We start from the raw sequence: 21,202 nt of genomic DNA, 5'->3' as shown, positions 1-21,202 counted from the left end.
AATTGGTAATACTGACTACTGTTTGGTAAGGGAAAACGGCCTTGCCGCAGGTTTCTCTCCCCATTTTTTATTGGGTGTACTTCCCATATCAAATGTCAACTTACCTCCTTGTTGAATTTTATTATGGTCTATCCATGTGGTTTCAAAAGGTTGATTGTCCAAAGAAGCACTCTGAATGTACATATTTTGATCACTGTTGCTTTTGGCTTCAAGTGTGAATTTGTTTCCATTTTGAAGTGTCATAGTTACTTTGTCAAACAACGGACTTCCAAACACATATTGCGTGGTGGCAGGAGTAACAGGATAAAAACCCAAAGCACTGAACACATACCAGGCAGAAGTTTGCCCATTGTCTTCATCACCACAATAGCCATCTGAAGCTGAAGAGTAAAGTTTCTTCATAACTTCACGTACCTTTTCTTGTGCCTTCCATGATTGTCCGGCATAATTATACAGGTAAATCAAGTGCTGAATAGGTTGGTTGCCATGTGCATAGTTGCCCATATTGGCGATTTGCATCTCCCTGATCTCATGAATGGTAAAGCCATAATATGAATCATCAAACTGCGGTGGCATGGTAAATACTGTATCAAGCATCTGAGTAAATTCCTGATCACCACCCATGAGGTTTATCAGACCTTGTACGTCATGAAACACAGACCATGAATAGTGCAGGCTGTTTCCTTCGGTAAATGCGTCTCCCCATTTTAATGGGTTGAATGGCGATTGGAAAGTACCATCTTCGTTTTTTCCACGCATCAATTTACTTTCCGAATCATATAGTTTTTCGTAATTTTTTGATTGCTTGTAAAACCTTTCGGCTTCTTTTGTTTTGCCCATTTTGTCTGCCATTTGTGCAATGGCAAAATCAGCATAGGCATATTCCAGCGAGCGGGCAGCATTTTCTTTGATACCCACATCGTAAGGCACATATCCCAACTCATTGTAGTAATCCAATCCTTCTCTACCAACTGATTCCTCTGGCCTTCCTTCCTCTACATTTGCATTTTTCAACACTGCCTCAAACAATTTTTCAGCATCAAAATCCTTTACTCCTTTTACATAAGCATCGGCTATCAAAGAAGCCGAATTGGAACCAATCATACAGCCTCTGTGTCCCGGACTTGCCCACTCAGGCAGCCATCCTGATTCGTTATATGTATTGACCAAGCCCTGCATAATCTGAGAGTTCAATTCAGGATACATCAGATTGAAAAAAGGAAAAACTGCTCTAAAAGTGTCCCAAAATCCATTATCAGTAAACATATACCCTGGCAACACCTGGCCATTGTAAGGGCTGTAATGCACCACTTTATCGTCTTTGTCCAGCTCATAAAACTTTCTAGGGAATAACAAGAGGCGATACAAACAAGAATAAAAGGTACGCACATTATCAATATTGTCATCTTCTACCAACAGGCGTTGGAATTCTTTTTCCCAGGCCGCTTTCGCCGAAGATTTTACCTGTTCAAAAGATTGATTGCCTATTTCCCTTTCTAAATTAAGCTCTGCTTGCTCGGGGCTAATGAAAGACGATGCTATTTTCACATGTACCTGCTCACCTGTTTCTGTTTCAAAACCGATAATGGCACCTACATGTTCTCCTTCACTTGCAGTTGAATTTTCGTTCAGTTTCCATTTGTCTCCCCAGGTATGTTTCCACTTGAAATCTTTATCAAATACTGCAACAAAATAGTTGTGGAAATTATCAGGAACACCTCCGCTATTGTTTCTGCAATAGCCAATGATTTTTCTTTCTTCAGGAATAATCTTTACCATAGATCCTTCATCAAAAGCATCTAGAATAATATACGATTGCTCGTTTTCAGGAAAAGTAAACCTAAATATAGCTGCCCTTTCAGTAGGAGCCATTTCTGCCACCACATCATAATCAGCCAAATATGTTTTGTAGTGATAAGGTTTTGCTTCTTCAGCTTTATGAGAAAAATAGGAAGCTCTTTCTTCTTCTTTGTATTTCATCTTACCTGTAACAGCCATCAATGAAAAAGCAGCATAATCATTGATCCACGGGCTCGGCTGATGAGTCTGTTTGATTCCTCTAATAGTTTTATCATCATATTTATACGCCCAGCCATCACCCATTTTTGCAGTCTGTGGAGTCCAAAAATTCATACCCCAGGGAAGCGCAATGGCCGGGTAGGTATTGCCATTGGACAAACTAAAGTCGGAATCAGTACCCATTAATGGATTGGCATAGTCAACTAAATCGGTCAATTGTACTTTAACCGGATTATTCGAATTTGAATCATTTTCCTGTTTACAGGATGTAATCATGAAAATAATCACTAAACCAATCAATACACTTGTTACCACTTTTATATCTTTCTTCATTTACAATACGCTTGTTAAAGCCTTTAATTCGTTATATAATTCTTCTCTTTTCTCCTTTTCTAATTCATAGAGATTTGTTTTTTCTCCAAGATCATTTTCAAGATTATAAAGTTGTCCGGGAAAATTATCTCTTGTTTTTACAGAAGGATCATACCCATCTGTAAAGCCTCCTGACCCTTTACCATCAATAAATTTCCAATTGCCTTTTCTTATAGAAAACATCCTTTTCGAACTTTGATGTATAAAGGTTTCTCTGGTAGCCGGATGGCCGTTATCCTTTAATAAAGGTAAAAAACTTTGGCTGTCTTCTCTATCATTTACAGTAAGCGAAACTTGATTCATTTCTGCGAATGTAGCCAGCACATCTGTAAATGAGATCAATTTATCATTTACCGAACCCGGCCTGGCTATTCCTGGCCATTTAACAATGAATGGCATACGATGACCTCCTTCCCAGGAGTCTCCTTTCATTCCGGCAAGTTTACCCACGGCACTGTGATCATATTTCTCAACAGCATCTTTCCACCAAACCGGACCATTATCACTGGAGAAAAAAACTATTGTATTCTCATCTATTTTGGCATTGCGGAGAGCATCGGTAATTTGCCCAATCATAGCATCCACCTGCATGGTATAGTCTCCATACATTCCTGCTTTTGATTTGCCCTGGAACTCTTTTGAAGGTAACCAAGGTGTATGTGGAGCAGGAAGTGCCAGGTACATGAAAAATGGGTTCTTTTCTTTAGCTTTTCCGGAAATGTATTCCACTCCTTTTTTCGTGATTTGTCCCAACACTTTTCCATGCGAATAATCCGGAGCTATATTTCCACCACGATAAAAAGGGCCTTCTATTTTTCTCAAACCTGTTCCCGGAGAGCCTGCAATCGAATCAGTTGGATATTCTACTGGCAATTTATTTTCAATAAAATAGTATGGAGGGATATCCAAAGACGCTGGAATACCAAAAAAATAGTCAAACCCATGATCTAATGGGCCATTCATTAATTCTTCTCCTTCAACAGGTGATTTCTCATTGGGTATGCCCTGATGCCATTTTCCAAATACAGCAGTATTATAACCAACATTTTTCATCAGTGAGGCAATAGTTATCCTTTCTGGTGCTATCCTGCCTTCTTTATAATCTCGTTTGTTTTTAAAATGATATTGCCCCGTCAAAAGGCTATATCTGGAAGGAACGCATACAGAAGCAGGAGTATGTGCATCAATAAACCTAACTCCCTGATTGGCCAATTGGTCAATATTCGGTGTTGGTATTTTGCTTTCCTTGTTGTAGCACCCCAGATCACCATATCCTAAATCGTCAACTAAGATAAAAATCACATTTGGTGCTTGCAGCTCATTTTCGACCTGTTGCGAACAAGAAATAAAGATGGAAGCAACAAAACATGTCACAAAAACGGTTTTTATCGCCATAAAATTACTACTCATTTCTTACTGTGTACTTCCATTAAAAATGGGAATATTCTTTTCTGATCAGGCCAATTTCCTGTTACCAATTGTGGAATCATTTGTCCTTTGCCCTTAGGGATATACAAATTTTCCATTTTATATTCCTTCAAATTGGTATCTGTCACCTTCGCTGAATGCAAAACCGTACCGATTTGAATCTTAATCAACCCTCCGGCAGAAGCATCTACTTCCTCGACAAATTTAAAAACCAAATCATAGTACCCTGCTTCTGCAAACTCAACTTCCCATAATCCATAAACACCTGTACTTGCATACCAAACACCTTCCTGACCACCTGCGTCGTTTCTACTCAAGATAGTCGGGTTTTCAAACTTAGAGTTTACGATTGCCCCGGACTGATTGACAAGATTGGGACTGGTAATTATGTCCTTATACCATTCATCCATATTTGATTTCAATTCCGAAAATTTATCAGGCAATGAGGCTGACAAATCCTTTTGTTCATAGGGATCTTTAGACAAATCGAACAGTTCAAAAACAGCTTCGGAATTAGATTCAGGATTTTGGCCTACAAGCTTGTAATCTCCTTGTACTACAGTCATGTTTTGATATAGCACAGGATAACGACGATTCCAATACAGGTTTATCTCTCTGTCTTTCCATTCAGGAGTTTTCCCTTCAATCAGGGGCAGTAAATTTTTACCATCCAATTCAAGATTTTCCGGCAACTTCGCCCCACAAAGAACAGCCAAGGTTGGCATAACATCCATATGAGTAGTATTCACGGTGACCTCTCTATTCCCTTCAAATTTCGAAGGTAAACTCCAAAAGCTTGGCACTTTTACACCTCCCTGAAAAACAGAACCTTTGTTGCTTCTATGTCCGGCACGGTATCTCTGCCCCCAGGGGCCATTATCGGTCATAAAAATGACCAACGTATTGTCAATCAAATTTAATTGTTCCAGTTGATCCATTACTTTTTTTACATTGTCATCAATGTTAGTGACCATACCATATACTTTTCTGGCGATTTCCTTGTTGCTCTCATCCATGTCAGGAAATGGGCGGCTGTCATTTTCAAATCCCATACTTGGATCAATGTCTTTGTACATATCGTAATACTCATCCGGAAGTTGTAGAGGATTATGCGGAGCATTGAATGCCAGGTAAACAAAAAACGGGTCATTTTTATGGTTACCAATAAAATCAACTGCAGCATCAGCAAATACATCTGAGCAATATCCTTTTGTTTCTACCATCTCACCGTTTTTCCAAAGTGTCGGATCAAAATAGCTTCTGTCCTTTTTAGGAAAATTAGGCCAATCACCGGGCTGACCAATACCCCCTCCTAAGTGCTGTAAGGTTTCCTGAAACCCCTGATCATGTGGACGGCTGGGATAATTGTCACCCAAATGCCACTTGCCAAACATACCTGTAGCATACCCTGCTTCACTCAAAACCTCTGCAATAGTTACTTCACTTCCGGCCATTATTGCACCTCCATTGTAGGTATCATGGATGCCTGTCCGTAGCGAATGTCTGCCTGTCATCAGGCTGGATCGCGTTGGTGCACATACTGGTGATACAAAAAACCGCTCAAACCTGACGCTTTTTTTTGCAAGAGCATCAATATTCGGAGTTTTGATATGAGGATTGCCATAGAATCCTAAATCACCATACCCCTGATCATCAGTCATGATCAAAACTACGTTTGGCCTATCCTCAACTTTTTTTTCTGTTTGTTCTACCTGAGGTGAGCAAGAATAAATTAATACAGATAAAACAAGAATTAGTCTGTAAATATGCATGGAACAATTACGTTTGGTTATTATCAATTTTTCATTGGTTTATATCCGTTTACTGCATAAAACACAATATATAAGTAACAAATCACTGGCAGTAAAAAAGACAACTGAATACCGACAACATCAGCCAATAAACCTTGAATTGGAGGAACAAGAGCTCCGCCTACTATCATCATGACCAGTAAGGATGACCCCTGACTGGTGTGCTCTCCCAGGTCTTTGATGGCTAAAGTAAAAATATTAGACCACATAATAGAATTGAACAAGCCAATAGCTATAGCAGACCAAAATGCGATATAGCCATCAGTAAATACAACCAGCATCAACATTACTATGATGATAGAAGCAAACACTGCCAATATCCTGGATGGGCTCGATTTTCCAACAAAAAATGCTGCGTAATTGATCAATGCAAAAAGTAGAAATAAACCAATCTTAGAAAAGCTTAAAAATTCCATGTGGAAAATACCATTTTCATTTTTAATACTTGTAACAAGGTAAACCAATACAAATGCTGCGATAGCTACAGCAGCCATCAAACCATATTTTTTAGCCGTATCGGTAATTGATCCCATAGAAATAGAACCCATAAACCTGCCTATCATAGCACCACCCCAGTAGTACGATAAATAAACTCCAGCTTCAGCTTCTCCAAACCCCATGATATTTTCCAATCCAAAATAGTTGATCAGAAAACTCCCAATGGCTACTTCCGCACCCACGTAGGCGAAGATTGCAAACATCCCAAACCTTAACTGGCGGAACTTCAGTGCTCCTGCTCCTTTCAATATTTTCTCCTTATTTACAAAAGAAGGAAGGTTGACTCCCCTTACCAGCAATGCCAATACAATGAATGCCGAACCATAAATAACATAAGGTAATTTCAAGGAATCAACTGTAATATTACCATCTGAAAATACTTTGTAAATCAACAATGCCCCAATAAATGGTGCCAAGGTAGTACCAATAGAATTGTATCCCTGAGCCAGGTTCAATCTGCTTGAAGCCGTTTCCGGTTTTCCCAAAATAGCTGCATAAGGATTTGCTGCAATCTGTAAAATGGTAACTCCTGTAGCCAGCACAAATAGGGCACTCAGAAAAAAACCATATGCCTGAAACTGTGCAGCAGGATAAAATAAACAACAACCAACCCCACAAATCACAAGGCCTATTACAATACCATTTTTATAGCCAATTTTAGTGATCGGATCTCCTTTAGATACAGATACCAAAAAATAAATAAGCGAGACAATAAAGAAAGCTCCAAAGAATGCGAATTGCACCAATGCAGCCTGAAAATAGCTCAACTCAAATGCCGCCTTTAAATGAGGAATCAATACATCGTTCATCACAGTGATGAATCCCCACATAAAAAATAAGAATGATATGGTGATAAATGGTTTGGTATAATTCTGAGAATTATTCTCTTCATTGGATGATGCTGCCATCACGCTTGGTTGTGCTCCTGCCATAATTTTAATAGTAAGTTGATAGTTTAGTTTAAAGGGCAATTATATCTCAGAATGATCAATATCTTATAAAAAAGGGTTAATTGCTTTCCAACATATAAGAAAATCCACATTTTTCATATTGATAAAACTATTTTGACACAGTTGCCAATTGATTAAGATAAAAATATTCACAATAGTAATTCATTCGGCATTGTTATTGCAAACCGAAAAATTCCCCACTAATAAATGAAAACATCCAATCATTTAAACCAACAAAAACAGCATGTCTGGAAATATACTCAACAAATTTAATTTATCAATTACCTTATTTACACTGCTATATGCCAACTCGTATAGTCAGGGTCAACCTTCCGGCCCGGAACGCTATATTGCCACCAGGCCTATAGACGAGATGGTGATAGATGGAAAACTCGATGAGGAGTCATGGAAAAAAGCAGAATGGACCCAAAAGTTTGTAGATATAGAAGGAGATGCTAAACCAAAACCATTGTACGAAACCCAAGCCAAAATGCTTTGGGATGATGAATACTTTTACATCTCAGCAAAAATATATGAACCCCATATATGGGCTGAATACACAGAAAGAGATGCTGTTATCTTTCACCAAAATGATTTTGAGGTTTTTATAGACCCTGATGGTGATACTCATAAGTATTATGAATTTGAAATCAATGCTCTTGGCACTATTTGGGATTTGATGCTTATAAAACCATATAGAGATGGGGGAACATTTCTCAATGGATGGGACATAAAAGGACTAAAAAAAGGCATATACATAGACGGTACAATCAATGATCCTAATGACATAGACAACTACTGGACTGTTGAATTGGCTTTCCCATGGAAAGTACTAAAAGAAGCAGCCAGAAGAGTACCAAAAAATGACGATCAATGGAGGGTAAACTTCTCAAGGGTAAACTGGCGATTGGACACTGATGGAAAATACACCAAATCAATCAATCCTGACACAGGAAAGGGCTATCCTGAATTCAACTGGGTATGGTCACCTCAGGGGCGTATAAGCATGCACATGCCGGAAAAATGGGGAATTGTTCAGTTTTCCGATCAACCTGTGGGAAGTAAAAACATCCCGTTCATAGATCCTGATGGAGAAATGGAACAGCAACTGTTAAGAGAAGTCTATTATGCACAAAGGAAATTCCGCTCAAAAAATAAAAGCTACACTAATAATATTGAAGACCTCAACTTATCCGGATTAGATCAAAACAAGAGCAATAAACTAAAAATAGAGGCTACCTCCTCTCAGTTTGAAGCCACTTATCAATCCGACAACAATGATGTTTGGCACATTGTCCAGGATGGTAAAGTATGGAAGAATAGAACAAGGAAAAATTAATCAAGAAATAACCATTCAGTATCAAATGTCTGTAATCCTCTTTGAGTTTAAAGACATTTGATATTACAAAAATTATAGTTTAGTCAACTTCCTCAATCATTTATCCTTTCAAATACCATTACCCAGTCCTGCGGTGATGGTACATTTCTTTGGTAAGAAATAGTTTTCAACACACCATCATTGACTTTATGACCTGATTTGATCGGGTCTTGTTCAAACTTTCGCCCTGTAGCCGGATCAAAATAATAAACCCTCCAATCAACAGTCGGGTCAAGGTTTTTAATCATTGGACCTTCCCAGTTGTATATATTTCGTCGGGGGAGATAAATAAAACGAACTTTCCCAGATATCCCAGCTGCAAAGTAGGTGGAATCCGTCCATTCGGGATGTGTTTCAAACTGTGACCAGTTATATTTTTCCAGCAGTTTTTTGCCTATTCCCAATTGTGTGGAACCAGGGTAATTCATCCCTTCTTTCCATGTAGTCCAATCATATTCCTGTCCCCAATAACCAGTATGACCTGCATCACCCTCAATACCAGCATGCCAGATGCCGGCAGCACCATAGGTATGCCCTGCTGCACCACTGAGCATAAAGCTCCAAAACATGTGGCGTTGTATATATTGAAAGTTGGTTTGCATGTGACCTTCGTAACAGGCCTCACCACAAAGTACTGGTCTCTTTGGAGATGTTTCTAAGCAAGAATTCATCAAATCAAAAGTACGATTTACAGTTTCCATCCCATCGTGCCCAATGGCGAGCATATCAAAATCAAACATAGAATTATCCTGCAACATCTCGCGAGGATGTCCCGGAGCATGGTAACACATAATATGATTGTATGGATCTGTATCTTTGAGGTATTGTGCCAAGTCTGACCAAGGGCCATAGGAATCCTGTGCCTCTCCTCCAACCATCCACACCGTGGGATATGCTCCGTACCTGGCGATTAAGTTACGCCAATGTCTCTTGTATCCTTCCAGCCCAACTTGCATCAAAGTACTTTCTCCTCCACCCTGCGGACGCCCCCAACCACCCACAATTACAGGAACAATGCCAGCCTCCACCAAATGTTCAATACGTCTATCAGCAAAATCAAAGTACTTAGGATTGACAATACTGAAGTCCTTAGTTTCGTAAGGCAAACCTCCTTCGTTCTCCCACCGTGCTTCCATCATTTCCTCATCGGGATAAGGACCACAAACAATCTGGACTACATTGAAGCCTTTTGCCTTTCGGTCGGCCGTCAATTCCTGAAAACCTTCCCAAGTCATTCGCTTGCACAAGTTTTTCCACCAAGTATCTGCCAGCCAAAAAAACGGTGTACCATCGGCATGGGCAAAATGGCGCTTGTCTTCACTTATACCAATCACACCATGCTGGTACAGTTTATTCTCTCCTTGGTAGGCTGTAACCATAATACTTCCTTTTATCTCATGAAGCGTTTTGTTTTTCCTATCAGAACACTGTGTCTTAAAAGTGTGATTGCCAATTACATTTGATGCATAACGAAGAGACCATTTTTTGTCACCAGCCCAAAACATGGGAACCTTGAGTTTTTTACCATCTGGTTGTGTTACCTCTGCAATAAGTTCTATTTCAACAAATGGGTTTTCATAAGTTTTAGAAGAAATAAGGGTTATTGCGGCAACTCGGTTTGCTTCAACTGTGATTGCCTCTCCGGCTTGAACAACAAGCGAAATCCAGCAGGAAATTAATCCAGTTGTGAAAATAAATTTTAAGCCTGTCATAATTATATTATTTACTTTTTGCCGGCCAAAACAAACGCATTTAAAAATTCTTACAATCCCCAGACATGTTCTGGGGTCTGTTAGGATTAACTTCAATTTCAAGGGGTACCGTAACTGGTACGGTAAGGAGGTTTTTAGTTTTTAAATGTGTTTGTTTTGTTGTGTCTACGATTTTTTCATGCTTTTAAAAAGGTACTATGCAAACAAATCCAAAATCGGTTGGCCTTGCCCGTCAGGGGTGGTGTAAAATGGCCGGCCTTCAATGGTATAATGTGTCTCCGGATGGATGCCCAGCGCATGATAGATCGACTGGTGTACCTGGTCTATTACTACCGTTTTCTCTATTGACGAACAAGGCCTTTCATCGGCCGTTTTACCGTAAATCAAGCCATTCTTGATCCCTCCACCCCACATCAATATGGAACTGCCATCGGTAAAATGACGGTGCATTCCATAGAATTTCTCATCTTCGATAACATCAGGCTGATCCACCTGGTCTTTGATTTTTTCTCCGGGCCTGCCTTCTAAAATCGCATCACGGCTAAACTCACTGGCCAGTACAATGAGGGTACGGCCTAAGTGGCCAGTCTCATCCAAATCTTTGATCAATTGTGCAATAGGCCTGTCAACAAGTTCTTTCATTTTTACCAAACGAGAGTGCCCGTTTTCATGGGTATCCCATCCTAAAAACGGTTCGTATTCTGTCGATACACTTATAAATCTCGCTCCGTTCATTGCCAGCCTTTTGGCCAGCAAACAACCCTGGCCAAACCGACCTGTGTTGTAAGTGTCATAACTTTTCTTTGGTTCTTTCGAAAGGTCAAAAATCTCTGCCTCAGGAGAATTCAACAAACGATACGATTGCTCCATTGACCGCATCAGTGATTCTTTTTGATAATCACTTCCTCGTTCCATTACATGACTCTTGTTGGTCAGTTCCTTATAGAGCTTGTACCGGGCTTCAAATCTTTTCATAGACATGCCCTGGGGAGGACGTACGCTATCCAAACCACTGGAAGGGTCAGGAATCAGAAACGGGCCATATTCACTTCCCAAAAATCCCGCTGAATGAAAGGCTTTTAACTCTTCGGCCTCTCCTACTGTAAACCTCTGTCCCATCGCTATAAATGGTGGGATTACAGGATTCAAAGGGCCTTTTTCCTTAGCTATCCAGGATCCTATATGTGGTGCCTGTACCGACTGTGGTGGCTCATAACAAGTGTGCCAGTGGTATTGATGCCGGGTATGCAGAATATGCCCCAAATCTGCCGACCTGTACGAACGGATGATCGCACCTTTGTCCATCACACTGCCGATCGACTCTAATCCTTTGGAAAAATAAAGGTCATCTACAGCAGTGGGTACTTTTGGAAAAGTACTCAGTACCCTTTTGCTTTCTATACCCTTTTCATAAGGAGCATAAGCCTTTGGGTCGAAGGTTTCGGTATGTGCCATACCTCCGGCCATCCACAACAAAATAACGGTATCGGCGGTAGAGGCCATTTCAGCAGCCGTGCTGCATGAGCTCAAAAAACTAGCTGTTGGAATACTTGCTGACATGGCAGCCAGACTTGCTGCTCCCATTTTTTTTATAAATTCTCTTCTTGAATTTTCTGTTTGTAAGTCCATAGTACTAGTAAATAAATTGAAATTCAGGTAAAAGTAATGTAGCCCAAAACAGGTCTTGTACAACGTCCTGACCGGGCGTGTCTCCCAAAGTACTCAACATTACATTTTTTTCTTGTTTTGTGGGATTACGCCCCAGCGATTTTTGATATAGGTTTTCTACTATCTTTTCTCCATTTCCATCATAGTCCTGAAGCCATTGTGAAGCTCCTTCAGCCAAGACACTATTAAAGTATGCGCCATTTGTAAGCTCCAGGGCCTGTAGCAATGTCGCCTGATCGTCTCTTGTGGTAGCGACATTTTCTCTACTTGGCCTGCCGAGGGCTTTCATAAAAGGGTTTTGTTTCACCAAACTGGCTCTTGCAAATGCGTTTCCATCATCTTCAAATTTATAGTTGACCAGCTTGTCCCAATGCTTTTCCCCATAGTTTCTGGCTTTTTTCCACTCTTGATCTTCAAACTTTAAATCTATCCATCCTTCGGATGGCTGGGTGTCAGTACTTTTCCAATCTCCATTGGATTGTATCATGATTTCCTCTCCATCACCATATTGTATTTTAAGAGCAAACAAAATACCGGCAGGATTGGCAATATTTCCTTCGTTGATTCCTTCCACTGCTATTATATTGTCTCCGGCGGCCAACAGGCCTTTCAAATCCAGCTTATCTACTTTTCTCCAATCATCTCCCTGCGAAGCTTTTTTACCATTTACAAACAGGGTATAAGAATGATCCACTGAAATGAGTGCCTTAGCCATTGCTATTTCCTTTTGTGGAAGTGTAAAAACATTCCGGAAAAATCGTTTGCCCGGATCGGGCAGTACATCCCTGTCAAATTTAATCTCTCTGTGCCAAATTCTTCTCGAAGACAAGCCTTCCTGATTGGGATCATAGGCTACTGCGTAATACACAGGAGCAATGACCTGGCTGACTGCATCAGAAAATTGCTCGGCACTCATACGCCTGACAACAGGCCCGTTAAATACATATTTCTTCGACCTGATCTCTTCGGCGGCTTCATAGTTTGCTGTTGGAAGCTGGTATGCCCTGGAGGTCATAATTCTCTTAACCAAATGCTTCAAATCATACCCGGAGTCTATAAAATCAGCCGCCAACCAATCCAGCAAAGTGGCATCCCAGGGTGCATTGTCCATTTCGTCAACTGGTTCTACTATGCCTCTTCCTATCAGTCTTTTCCAAATACGATTGGTAATGGTTCTGTACAATCTGCCATTTTCAGGTTTCACCATCACTTCCGAGAGTTTCAGCAGTCGTTCTTTTATAGTTTCGGCTTCTACTGATCCGAGTTCTGTATAGAGAAAATTGACCTTAGCCATTTTACCAATAGGCTTGTCACAACGGTTGAGCTCCAACACAGAATCCGCAAAGATGGAAGCAAATCCATAGGATTGATCCAGTGTCAGGTTGCTGACAAAGCTATTGTGACAGGAAGCGCATTTTACGTTCACTCCCATCATCGATTGCCCAATGTTCTGGGCGGCCTGCATTTCTGTACGCTGACTGGCATTGACTACTCCTCTCCATTGTATCCCCTTAATAAATCCTTCAGATTTTTCTGTCGGGTTTACCAACTCTTTTACCATCTGGTCGTAGGATTTGTTTTCCAGCAATGAGTGGTACAGCCAGTCGGTAATTTGCTTTCGTCCTCCTGTAATAAATCCCGTTCCTGAATAATCATTGCGAAACAGGTCGTTCCAAAAACTCAACCAATGTTGGGTATAGTTGTGTTGATCGCTTAACAATTCATCTATGAGTTTACTTCTTTTGTCAGCACTTTGATTGTTTACAAATGCCTCTTCCTGAGCAGGCTCTGGCAACAGTCCGATTACGTCCAGATAAGCCCTTCTGATAAAAGTATGATCATCGACCACTTCAGGCCAATCCACATTGTTTTTTTCAAAATAAGCATCTATAATTTTATCGGCAGGATGATTAAGGCCACTCTCTGGCAATTCTGGTTTGGTGAGGGTCAACGGTGCTTCGGGAAATACCTTCAGTGCCTTGTCCGACCAATGGGCTCCATTTTTGATCCACAATTTGATCAGGGCAATCTCATTGGATTTCAATACTTTTCCTTTTTTGGGCATTACATCGTCATGATTGGGGGAAAGGGTGATGCGTTTATAGATCTCACTCTCTTCAGGCTTTCCTGCTACAATGACCGGGCCTGATTCTCCTCCTTGGAATACTCCCCGTTTGTTTTCCAGTACCAGGTCTCCTTTTTTCTTATTCTCACTATGGCACTGGTAGCAGTTGTGGGCAAAAATAGCCCGGACTTCCAGGTTGAGCTTGTCTTGTTCTATCTCTGATAAAGAATCGAGTTGGGTGAGCTGAGCCAATAACAAGGTGGTGTTTTCATTGTCGTAGGTATCGGTATTTCCAGGCAACACCCCGGTAAGAAAATCCTCACCATGGGTAAGATTCGCTCCAAGATGGCCTGTAACGGTCAGTGACACCACCGTAACAACCAGTGCTGCTCTGTACAAAAAGTAGTTGGCTAACTTTCCTTGCAGGGTTTTCATTAAAAACAATGAGGTAATGGCCGAAAATACTGCTGTGGCTATCCCTAAATATTGATGGGTCTGCACCAAATCACCGGTGTAATCGTCAAAAGTCCGTAACAACAAACCCAAAATGGTAGCCATCACCGCAAACAAGGCTCCCATATACACCATCCAATTGATCCCTTCCCTCAGCCCTACTCGCTTACCTCCTATGGTAAGGCACTCTAAAAACAATGCGACTACCAACAAACCTATTGGGAAGTGAACCGCCAACGGATGCAGGCGACCTAAAAATTGAAGTATCCAACTCCATGCATTTTCATTCATAACTATTAAAATAAAAAAATATTCTTAATGAAAGTATTATATACTTTTGGTGATATATACAAATGTAAAACTATTCATGGTGACTAAAATTGTCATTCGTAAAATAATGAATACCAACAATAAGCTTACCAAAAATAGATTTAATTCGAGTCACTGTAATATTAAATAGGTTGTTGTATTTAAAATGAGGCTGTCTCAAAAGTCAAATAATTCCCAGATTTATTCTGGGATCTGTCCTAGAAACAGCTATTGCTGCGTTTCTAAAGAGATGCCGGAACAACTTGCCTAACGGCAGTCAGGAGTCCGGCAACTGTTTAACTTTTGAGACAGCCTCATCATTACTAAAGATTTATTGTTGATAACCCTGATTTTGTGTGAGTTCTTTGTTTATTAATCTTTCCGATGCAGGAATAGGAAACAAATATTCATGCGGTTGGAAAGAATATTCCGCTGAAGTAAAACCAAAACCACCTCTGCTTGTGGTAGGATTAGCCTTTTCAATTTCTCCATAGGCATTTAAAAATGTTGCCAACTCATCCGGAGTGTGGGTTCTTTTTAAATCAAACCACCTGTGGTTTTCAAATGCCAATTCCACCCTTCTTTCCTTGAGTACCGCCGTTCGAAAGGATTCTTTGGTTAAACCATCCAACTCATCCAGCCCTGCTCTTTTACGAACTTTATTAAGGTGAGTATATGCACTTCCTGGCCCGGACTCCTCATTGATTGCTTCTGCCAGCATGAGCAATACATCTGAATACCGGATCACTGGCCAATTGTCATCTGGACGGTCTTGTATGCTATGATCGTGATAATACTTCTTAATAAAAGGAATAGCTACCCAGTTATCATCCTGATCAAAATAACCCTCCGCCAATGACACATCCTTTCTCAAATCGTCCTCTTCATAAGCCGCAATCATATCGAGACTGGGTATATTCCACCCACCACCACTTACACCAGGGAAAGGAATGACTAAACCATCAGATTGTCGAGGGTAAAAATTATATGTAAAACCACTTTGCTCTCCAAGGTCATTGTCGCCTTGAAATTGGACGTCAAATATAGATTCAGCATGATTTTTCATATCAGGATCGAAAACATCATAATAATCATCCAGCAAATCATACCCTAAAGTAAGCACCTGCTGAAGTGTGGTTACTGCACTGCCATAGTTTTTTCTGGTAAGGTACACTTTGCCAAGCAAGGATAGAGCAGCACCTTTAGATACTCTTCCTATATCGGAAGCATCCAGAGTTGGAGGAAGCACTGAAGCAGCATCTGTAAGATCACTTTCAATCTGAGCGTATACATCTGATGCAGGTGATCTGGCATAAGTCCAGGCTACAGAAGGCTCATCTATTGGTTCTGTAAGAAGAATAACATCTCCAAAATGCTGTACGAGCTGAAAATATAAATACGCTCTGATGAATTTTGCCTGACCTTCAAAACCTGACTTGGCGTTTTCATTAATATCAGCTCCAGGAAGACGTTGCAAAACAGTATTGACATTAACCAACTGTTGATATAATGATTCATACAAACTCTGAACATTTGAAGTACCCTCAATATATTGCCAATATTCAAGTGTTTCAAGTCCAGGCCCATTTCCCCTATTCTCCACGTTATAGTGTAGCGTGGTATTGTCAGAAATAAATTCACCAAACTGCCATTGGTTGCTAATTATAGTCTGTAGTCCACCGTAAAGCGCATTAACTGCCTGATCAAACTGCTCTTCCGTCTGGTAAAAAGTACCTGCATTCAGACGAGTGGGATCAGATTTATCGAGAAAGTCATCGCTGCATGATAAACATGACATGCATATTGCTATACTTACTATTTTATATATACTTTTCATAAGAAATCAATTTTAGAAGTTTAATTAAAATTAAAACCTGATGCTTGCCCCCAGGGTCACTATCCTGGGAACCGGATATGCCTCATCATCATCTCCAAATGATCTTCCATCGCTTCTGTCGATATCAACATTATTTCCCGGGTAATTTGTAACAATAAGCAAGTTGTCAATGTTGAAATAAAACCGTGTGCCTGCAAGTACCGGAGTAGTAGAAGGTAAAGTATAGCCAAGCGTTATGCTCTTTACCCACATGTGACTTGCGTCATAAATGTATCTTGAGTTTGTTTCCCGTTCCCATTTCCAATGACTGGAAGTTGGTATCCAACCATTACCAGGATCCTCAGCAGATTTCCACCTGTTTTTGGCTTCTGCCAAAATATTGAAGACACCATCCATATTCAATGTGGTTTTTTCAATCTGTCTGGAAATATCATAATCCTGAGCCCCGGTAAATAGTACATTTAAATCAAACCCTTTGTAGTCTGCACCAAGAGTCAAACCCCAGGTAAAATCAGGATGTGGGTTGCCAATTTCAACCATATCTCCTCCGGTGTTGCTGTACGAAATAATTCCGTCATTATTAATATCGGCATACTTATATACTCCAGGAATAGCACCATCCTGAACAGGCGATGCGTCTATCTCAGCCTGAGTATTGAAAATACCTAACATCTGATATCCGACAAATACGCCAATAGGACGACCCACAGTAGAGCGGTTGTAAGTACCGTAGAAACCACCTGTCCATAACTCATCGTTATCTCCGTTGATTTCCAGCACTTTATTTTTATTGAAAGCAATGTTAAAATCACCTCGCAATCTTAAGTCCTGTCCGACATTCGTCCTGTATCCAATAGCCAGTTCAAGCCCTTTATTTTCTACTTTTCCAAGATTGGTCAAAGTAGAACTAAACCCGGTAATAATTGGAAGCGGTGCACTCAACAGCATGTCATTGGTAATCTTTTTATACAATTCTGCTGTAAATGACAATTTGTTGTCAAATGCCATCAAATCAAGCCCAATGTCAAGTTGGTCTGATTGTTCCCAACCCAAATTGGTATTGACAAACCCGCTTAGCTTTTGCCCTGAAGCATACTGCCCTCCAATAATGTAACCCTCTGTGCTTAGATTACTTGAATTATTGTATTCACCGATATTATTGTTACCAGTCACACCAAAACTGGCCCTTAGCTTTAAATCAGATAAAAAGCTTAAGTCCGACATAAATGCTTCCTCTGAAAGCCTCCATCCTACTGATACAGCCGGAAAAGTTCCCCAAAGATTATTTTTTCCAAATCTGGAACTACCTTCCCGGCGATAAGACGCTGACATCAGGTACTTGCCTTTGTAACTGTAATTTAATCTGGCAAAATAGGCCAGTAAACTCCAGCTTGATTCACTGGAACTGGTAGTTGTGTTCTCTGCATTATCCAAAAATCTTATTTCATCATCCGGAAAAGTATTGCCAGTTCCCGATAACGACCTATCTGTTTGTTCCTGCGAAGTATAACCCAACATCACATCAAATTGGTGGTTTTCGATACTCTTCGAATAAGAAAGCAATTGATCTGCGGACACATTAATCCAATTTGTATAGCTTTCTGCTAAAGTTGCATTTCTTGGTGGTGCCTGATCAAAACCTGTCCCAGCCAAAGTAGAAGGCCTGAACTCATTTCTTTTGAAATTGGTAATGGATGTATTTACCGAAGTTCTAAACTTAAAATCCTTCAGAAATGTGATTTGCATGTAACCATTGCTGGTGAGGTTGCTTCTACCCTGTGTATTTTTAGTCTGATGCAATTCCATTACAGGATTGGCAGAACCAAACGTACCGCCATTACCTCCTATATAGTCATTCCAACTTCCGTCCTCATTGAATACTGGTTCCCGTGGATCTGCCCACAGTGCCTTTCCAATTATTGCGTCACGATTTGTTGTATTAGCAAAACGTTCATTGGAGTGTGATCCTACAATGTTCAATCCCATCGAGATAAAATTGTTAATCTTCCCGTCGATATTCGCTCTGATATTGAAACGCTCAAAGTTGGTTTTGATAACAGCACCTTCCTGATTTAAATAGCTGACTGAAACCAACGATTTAACATCTCCCTTGCCGGATGAAAGTGTAACATTATAATTTTCAAAAGCGGCATTGTGGTTCATTATTTCATCAAACCAATCTGTTGAATATTTAGTTTGCTCGGGATACCTGTAGTTCTCAGGTATATCATCAATAGACGGCACCCCATTTCCTGCAAGTATCGATTTCTCAATAAATTGCTCTTTTCTCCATTGGGCATATTCAGGCCCGCTCATCATTTTAACCCTTCTGGAATCAGGAATATTCTGAAAGCCGTAGTTTGCTGAAGCTGTTATAGACACTTCGCCTTCTTTAGCTCGCTTTGTGGTGATAAGCACAACGCCATTGGAACCTCTGGCACCATAAATGGCAGTAGAAGCGGCATCTTTCAATACAGAAATACTCTCAATATCATTAGGATTCAGGTTTTTTCCCATCTCATTTCCAACCGGAAAACCATCAACAACATACAGGGGACGCTGATCTGTACCCAGTGAACTAACCCCACGAATCATAACACTCATTTCCTGTCCTGGAGTACCTGATCCTTGAGTAACGACAACACCAGCAGCCTTTCCCCGTAAAAACCGGGCAGCATTAGAAGCTGGCTGATTCCCCATATCTTTCATATCAACTACAGATACCGCTGAGGTGATATCCGCTTTTCTTTTGGATCCATATCCTACTACAACCAATTCTTCAAGCTGCTGCGCATCTAGTCTCATTTGAACGTCTATCACTGTTCTGTTGCCTACCGGAATTTGTTCTGTGATGTAGCCAACAAAACTGAATAATAGAATAGCATCTGTATCAGCCTCAATAGAGTATTTGCCATTGACATCTGTAATCATTCCCGTGTTTGATCCCTGGACCCGCACAGTAACACCTATCATTGGTTCTCCCATCTCATCTGTGATTACACCCGTAAGTTTTATCGGTTCTATAGCGGTTTTAATTTTAACTTCTCCACCATTTTTCTTTTTAGACTGGCTTACATTTATCGTTTGGTTTACCTGCTTAAAATCTAAGCCGGTTTGCCTTGCTATCTCATACAATATCTCATAGACGGAAGTCTTATCCTTTGATGTATTTATATAATTAAGCTTTTTCAAATCTTTGCCATTGTAGGCAAACTTATAATCCGTTTTAGATTCAATTTCCCTAAGTATGGCAAACAGCTTGGTTTGAGATGATTCAAGGGAAATAGATACTTCTCGAATGCTCTGAGCTTTTTGAGCATTTACTATATCAGCCAGTAGAAGATTGAGGCTGATAGTCTGAATAATGATAATCAATAATGAATACTTCATCAAAGTAAACAATTGTTGTAAAAGATTACTTTTCATATCTTTGTGTTTTATTTAACATATAGTTTAAGTGCTTGAAAGAGGGCAATCCCTGAGAAAGTTTACCTTCTGCCAAGCCGATTTAGATAGTAACATTTCTTAAATGTTACTATCTCTTTTTAGAGTAGATCATTCTGTCATATTCGGTTTATGTTTAGTGATAAGTGATAGTTACTTTTTGTTCTTTTATGGTGTATTCAAAATCCATGGTAAAGCCAATAGAGAGCAATACACTATTCAAATCCATTTTTATAAATTCTCCTGAATAATCCCAGGTCAGAGAAGGTTTATTGGTTCTGGTAATATCCACATCGTACCAGTTTTCCAAGGTGGAAAATACGTCATCTTCATCAGCTTTCTTAAATACAATAGTCTGGTCTTTCCAGCCAAGTATTAGGTCATAATCAAACAGTCCTGTAACAAATTCCTGAGTTTTGGTAAAATATCTGGTATCTTCTCCAGGCTTTAGTATAATATCCGGTTCTTGATTTTTAGAATCGCCAGACACCACTACTTTCCCTGTAGCCAAAGCAATATGAACTGCTTCGTTTCTGGTATTGATATTAAATGAAGTACCCAATGCAGTGGTAGTCACACTTCCGGTTCGCACCTGAAAAGGACGGTTGCTTTCTTTTGCCACTTCAAAAAATGCCTCCCCTTCCAATATCACCAATCTGTTTTCTTTGGAAAATTGCTCAGGATAGGTAAGCTTGCTATTTGCATTGAGCACCACCTTAGAGCCATCTTTAAGGTATATTGTTGACTTCTGACCTCTTTGGGTTTCTTTGTTCACCATAGCGATATGCTTGGGCACATTGCTTTTTTCCGTCTTCTGTTCATCGAGGCTGTTATATCCTACTATTGAAGCTATAACTAATACAGCAACAGCCGCATAGCGTAAGCATTTCCTCCACAAACTAATTCCTTTCTGCTCCTTCTTTGTTTCAAACCTGCTGATAACTGTTTCTGAATTCAACACATAAGTATTGTCTTTTGCTTCATCAAATTCATCATTTTTACTTGCTTGCTCCAGTATCTTCCAAATGTCTTCAACCACCTCATCTTTTAGCTGATTGTGTTCCAATGGAAATTTCTTTAAGATTTCTTTTGCTTCCTTCACTTCCTGAAGCTTTTCAGGGTATTGTTTGAGCCAGTTCTCCCAAAAGGTGTTTGAAGCAACTGTGGGATTTAACACCCACTCCCTAAACTCAGGATTGAGTACCAAATCTTCAGCGGTATAAGAAGAGTACTTCATAGATATTCAGTCATTTACACT

General features: G+C 40.1%; 11 protein-coding genes. 1 reads left to right on the top strand and 10 read right to left on the bottom strand.

Annotated features, from left to right (window positions below; genetic code table 11):
- Positions 1 to 15: 15 nt before the first annotated feature.
- From AAOP42_RS08810 to AAOP42_RS08795, 4 genes are read right to left on the bottom strand one after another with little or no spacing between them, the layout of a single operon-like run.
- Positions 16 to 2,352 carry a GH92 family glycosyl hydrolase gene (locus tag AAOP42_RS08810; protein WP_349528124.1) on the bottom strand — a complete coding sequence of 779 codons (2,337 nt, stop codon included), beginning with the start codon at positions 2,350 to 2,352 and terminating at the stop codon, positions 16 to 18.
- A complete protein-coding gene (locus AAOP42_RS08805; protein WP_349528123.1) occupies positions 2,353 to 3,801 on the bottom strand; it encodes a sulfatase family protein in 1,449 nt (482 codons plus the stop codon).
- A complete protein-coding gene (locus tag AAOP42_RS08800) occupies positions 3,798 to 5,591 on the bottom strand; it encodes an arylsulfatase (protein WP_349528122.1) in 1,794 nt (597 codons plus the stop codon). Before AAOP42_RS08800 ends, AAOP42_RS08805 begins: the two co-directional genes overlap by 4 nt.
- A 23-nt stretch (positions 5,592 to 5,614) precedes the next feature.
- The gene (locus AAOP42_RS08795) at positions 5,615 to 7,060 is read right to left on the bottom strand and encodes a sugar MFS transporter (RefSeq protein ID WP_349528121.1); all 1,446 of its coding nucleotides are present in this window, start codon (positions 7,058 to 7,060) and stop codon (positions 5,615 to 5,617) included.
- A gap of 262 nt (positions 7,061 to 7,322) precedes the next feature.
- On the opposite strand from AAOP42_RS08795, the gene AAOP42_RS08790 reads away from it, so the two are divergent.
- The gene (locus AAOP42_RS08790) at positions 7,323 to 8,417 is read left to right on the top strand and encodes a carbohydrate-binding family 9-like protein (RefSeq protein WP_349528120.1); all 1,095 of its coding nucleotides are present in this window, start codon (positions 7,323 to 7,325) and stop codon (positions 8,415 to 8,417) included.
- 92 nt (positions 8,418 to 8,509) lie between these two features.
- On the opposite strand, the gene AAOP42_RS08785 is transcribed toward AAOP42_RS08790, so the two are convergent.
- The 6 genes from AAOP42_RS08785 to AAOP42_RS08760 form a co-directional block, all read right to left on the bottom strand.
- Entirely contained in the window at positions 8,510 to 10,168 is a 1,659-nt protein-coding gene (locus tag AAOP42_RS08785) for a glycoside hydrolase family 140 protein (protein WP_349528119.1), read from the bottom strand.
- A gap of 195 nt (positions 10,169 to 10,363) precedes the next feature.
- A complete protein-coding gene (locus AAOP42_RS08780) occupies positions 10,364 to 11,797 on the bottom strand; it encodes a DUF1501 domain-containing protein (RefSeq protein ID WP_349528118.1) in 1,434 nt (477 codons plus the stop codon).
- Between the two features lie 4 nt (positions 11,798 to 11,801).
- A complete protein-coding gene (locus tag AAOP42_RS08775; RefSeq protein ID WP_349528117.1) occupies positions 11,802 to 14,645 on the bottom strand; it encodes a DUF1549 domain-containing protein in 2,844 nt (947 codons plus the stop codon).
- Positions 14,646 to 14,994: 349 nt separating this feature from the next.
- Positions 14,995 to 16,500 (bottom strand): RagB/SusD family nutrient uptake outer membrane protein, encoded by a 1,506-nt coding sequence (locus tag AAOP42_RS08770; protein ID WP_349528116.1) that lies wholly within the window; start codon positions 16,498 to 16,500, stop codon positions 14,995 to 14,997.
- 30 nt (positions 16,501 to 16,530) lie between these two features.
- A complete protein-coding gene (locus AAOP42_RS08765; protein WP_349528115.1) occupies positions 16,531 to 19,926 on the bottom strand; it encodes a SusC/RagA family TonB-linked outer membrane protein in 3,396 nt (1,131 codons plus the stop codon).
- A 154-nt stretch (positions 19,927 to 20,080) separates the two neighbouring features.
- A complete protein-coding gene (locus AAOP42_RS08760) occupies positions 20,081 to 21,181 on the bottom strand; it encodes a FecR family protein (protein ID WP_349528114.1) in 1,101 nt (366 codons plus the stop codon).
- Positions 21,182 to 21,202: the final 21 nt, after the last annotated feature.

Origin of the sequence: Reichenbachiella sp. MALMAid0571 (assembly GCF_040151475.1) — a bacterium.
Lineage (GTDB): Bacteria > Bacteroidota > Bacteroidia > Cytophagales > Cyclobacteriaceae > CAXBNB01.
Note: the sequence above shows the minus strand (reverse complement) of the source record. Positions and strands in the feature narration are given on the sequence as shown.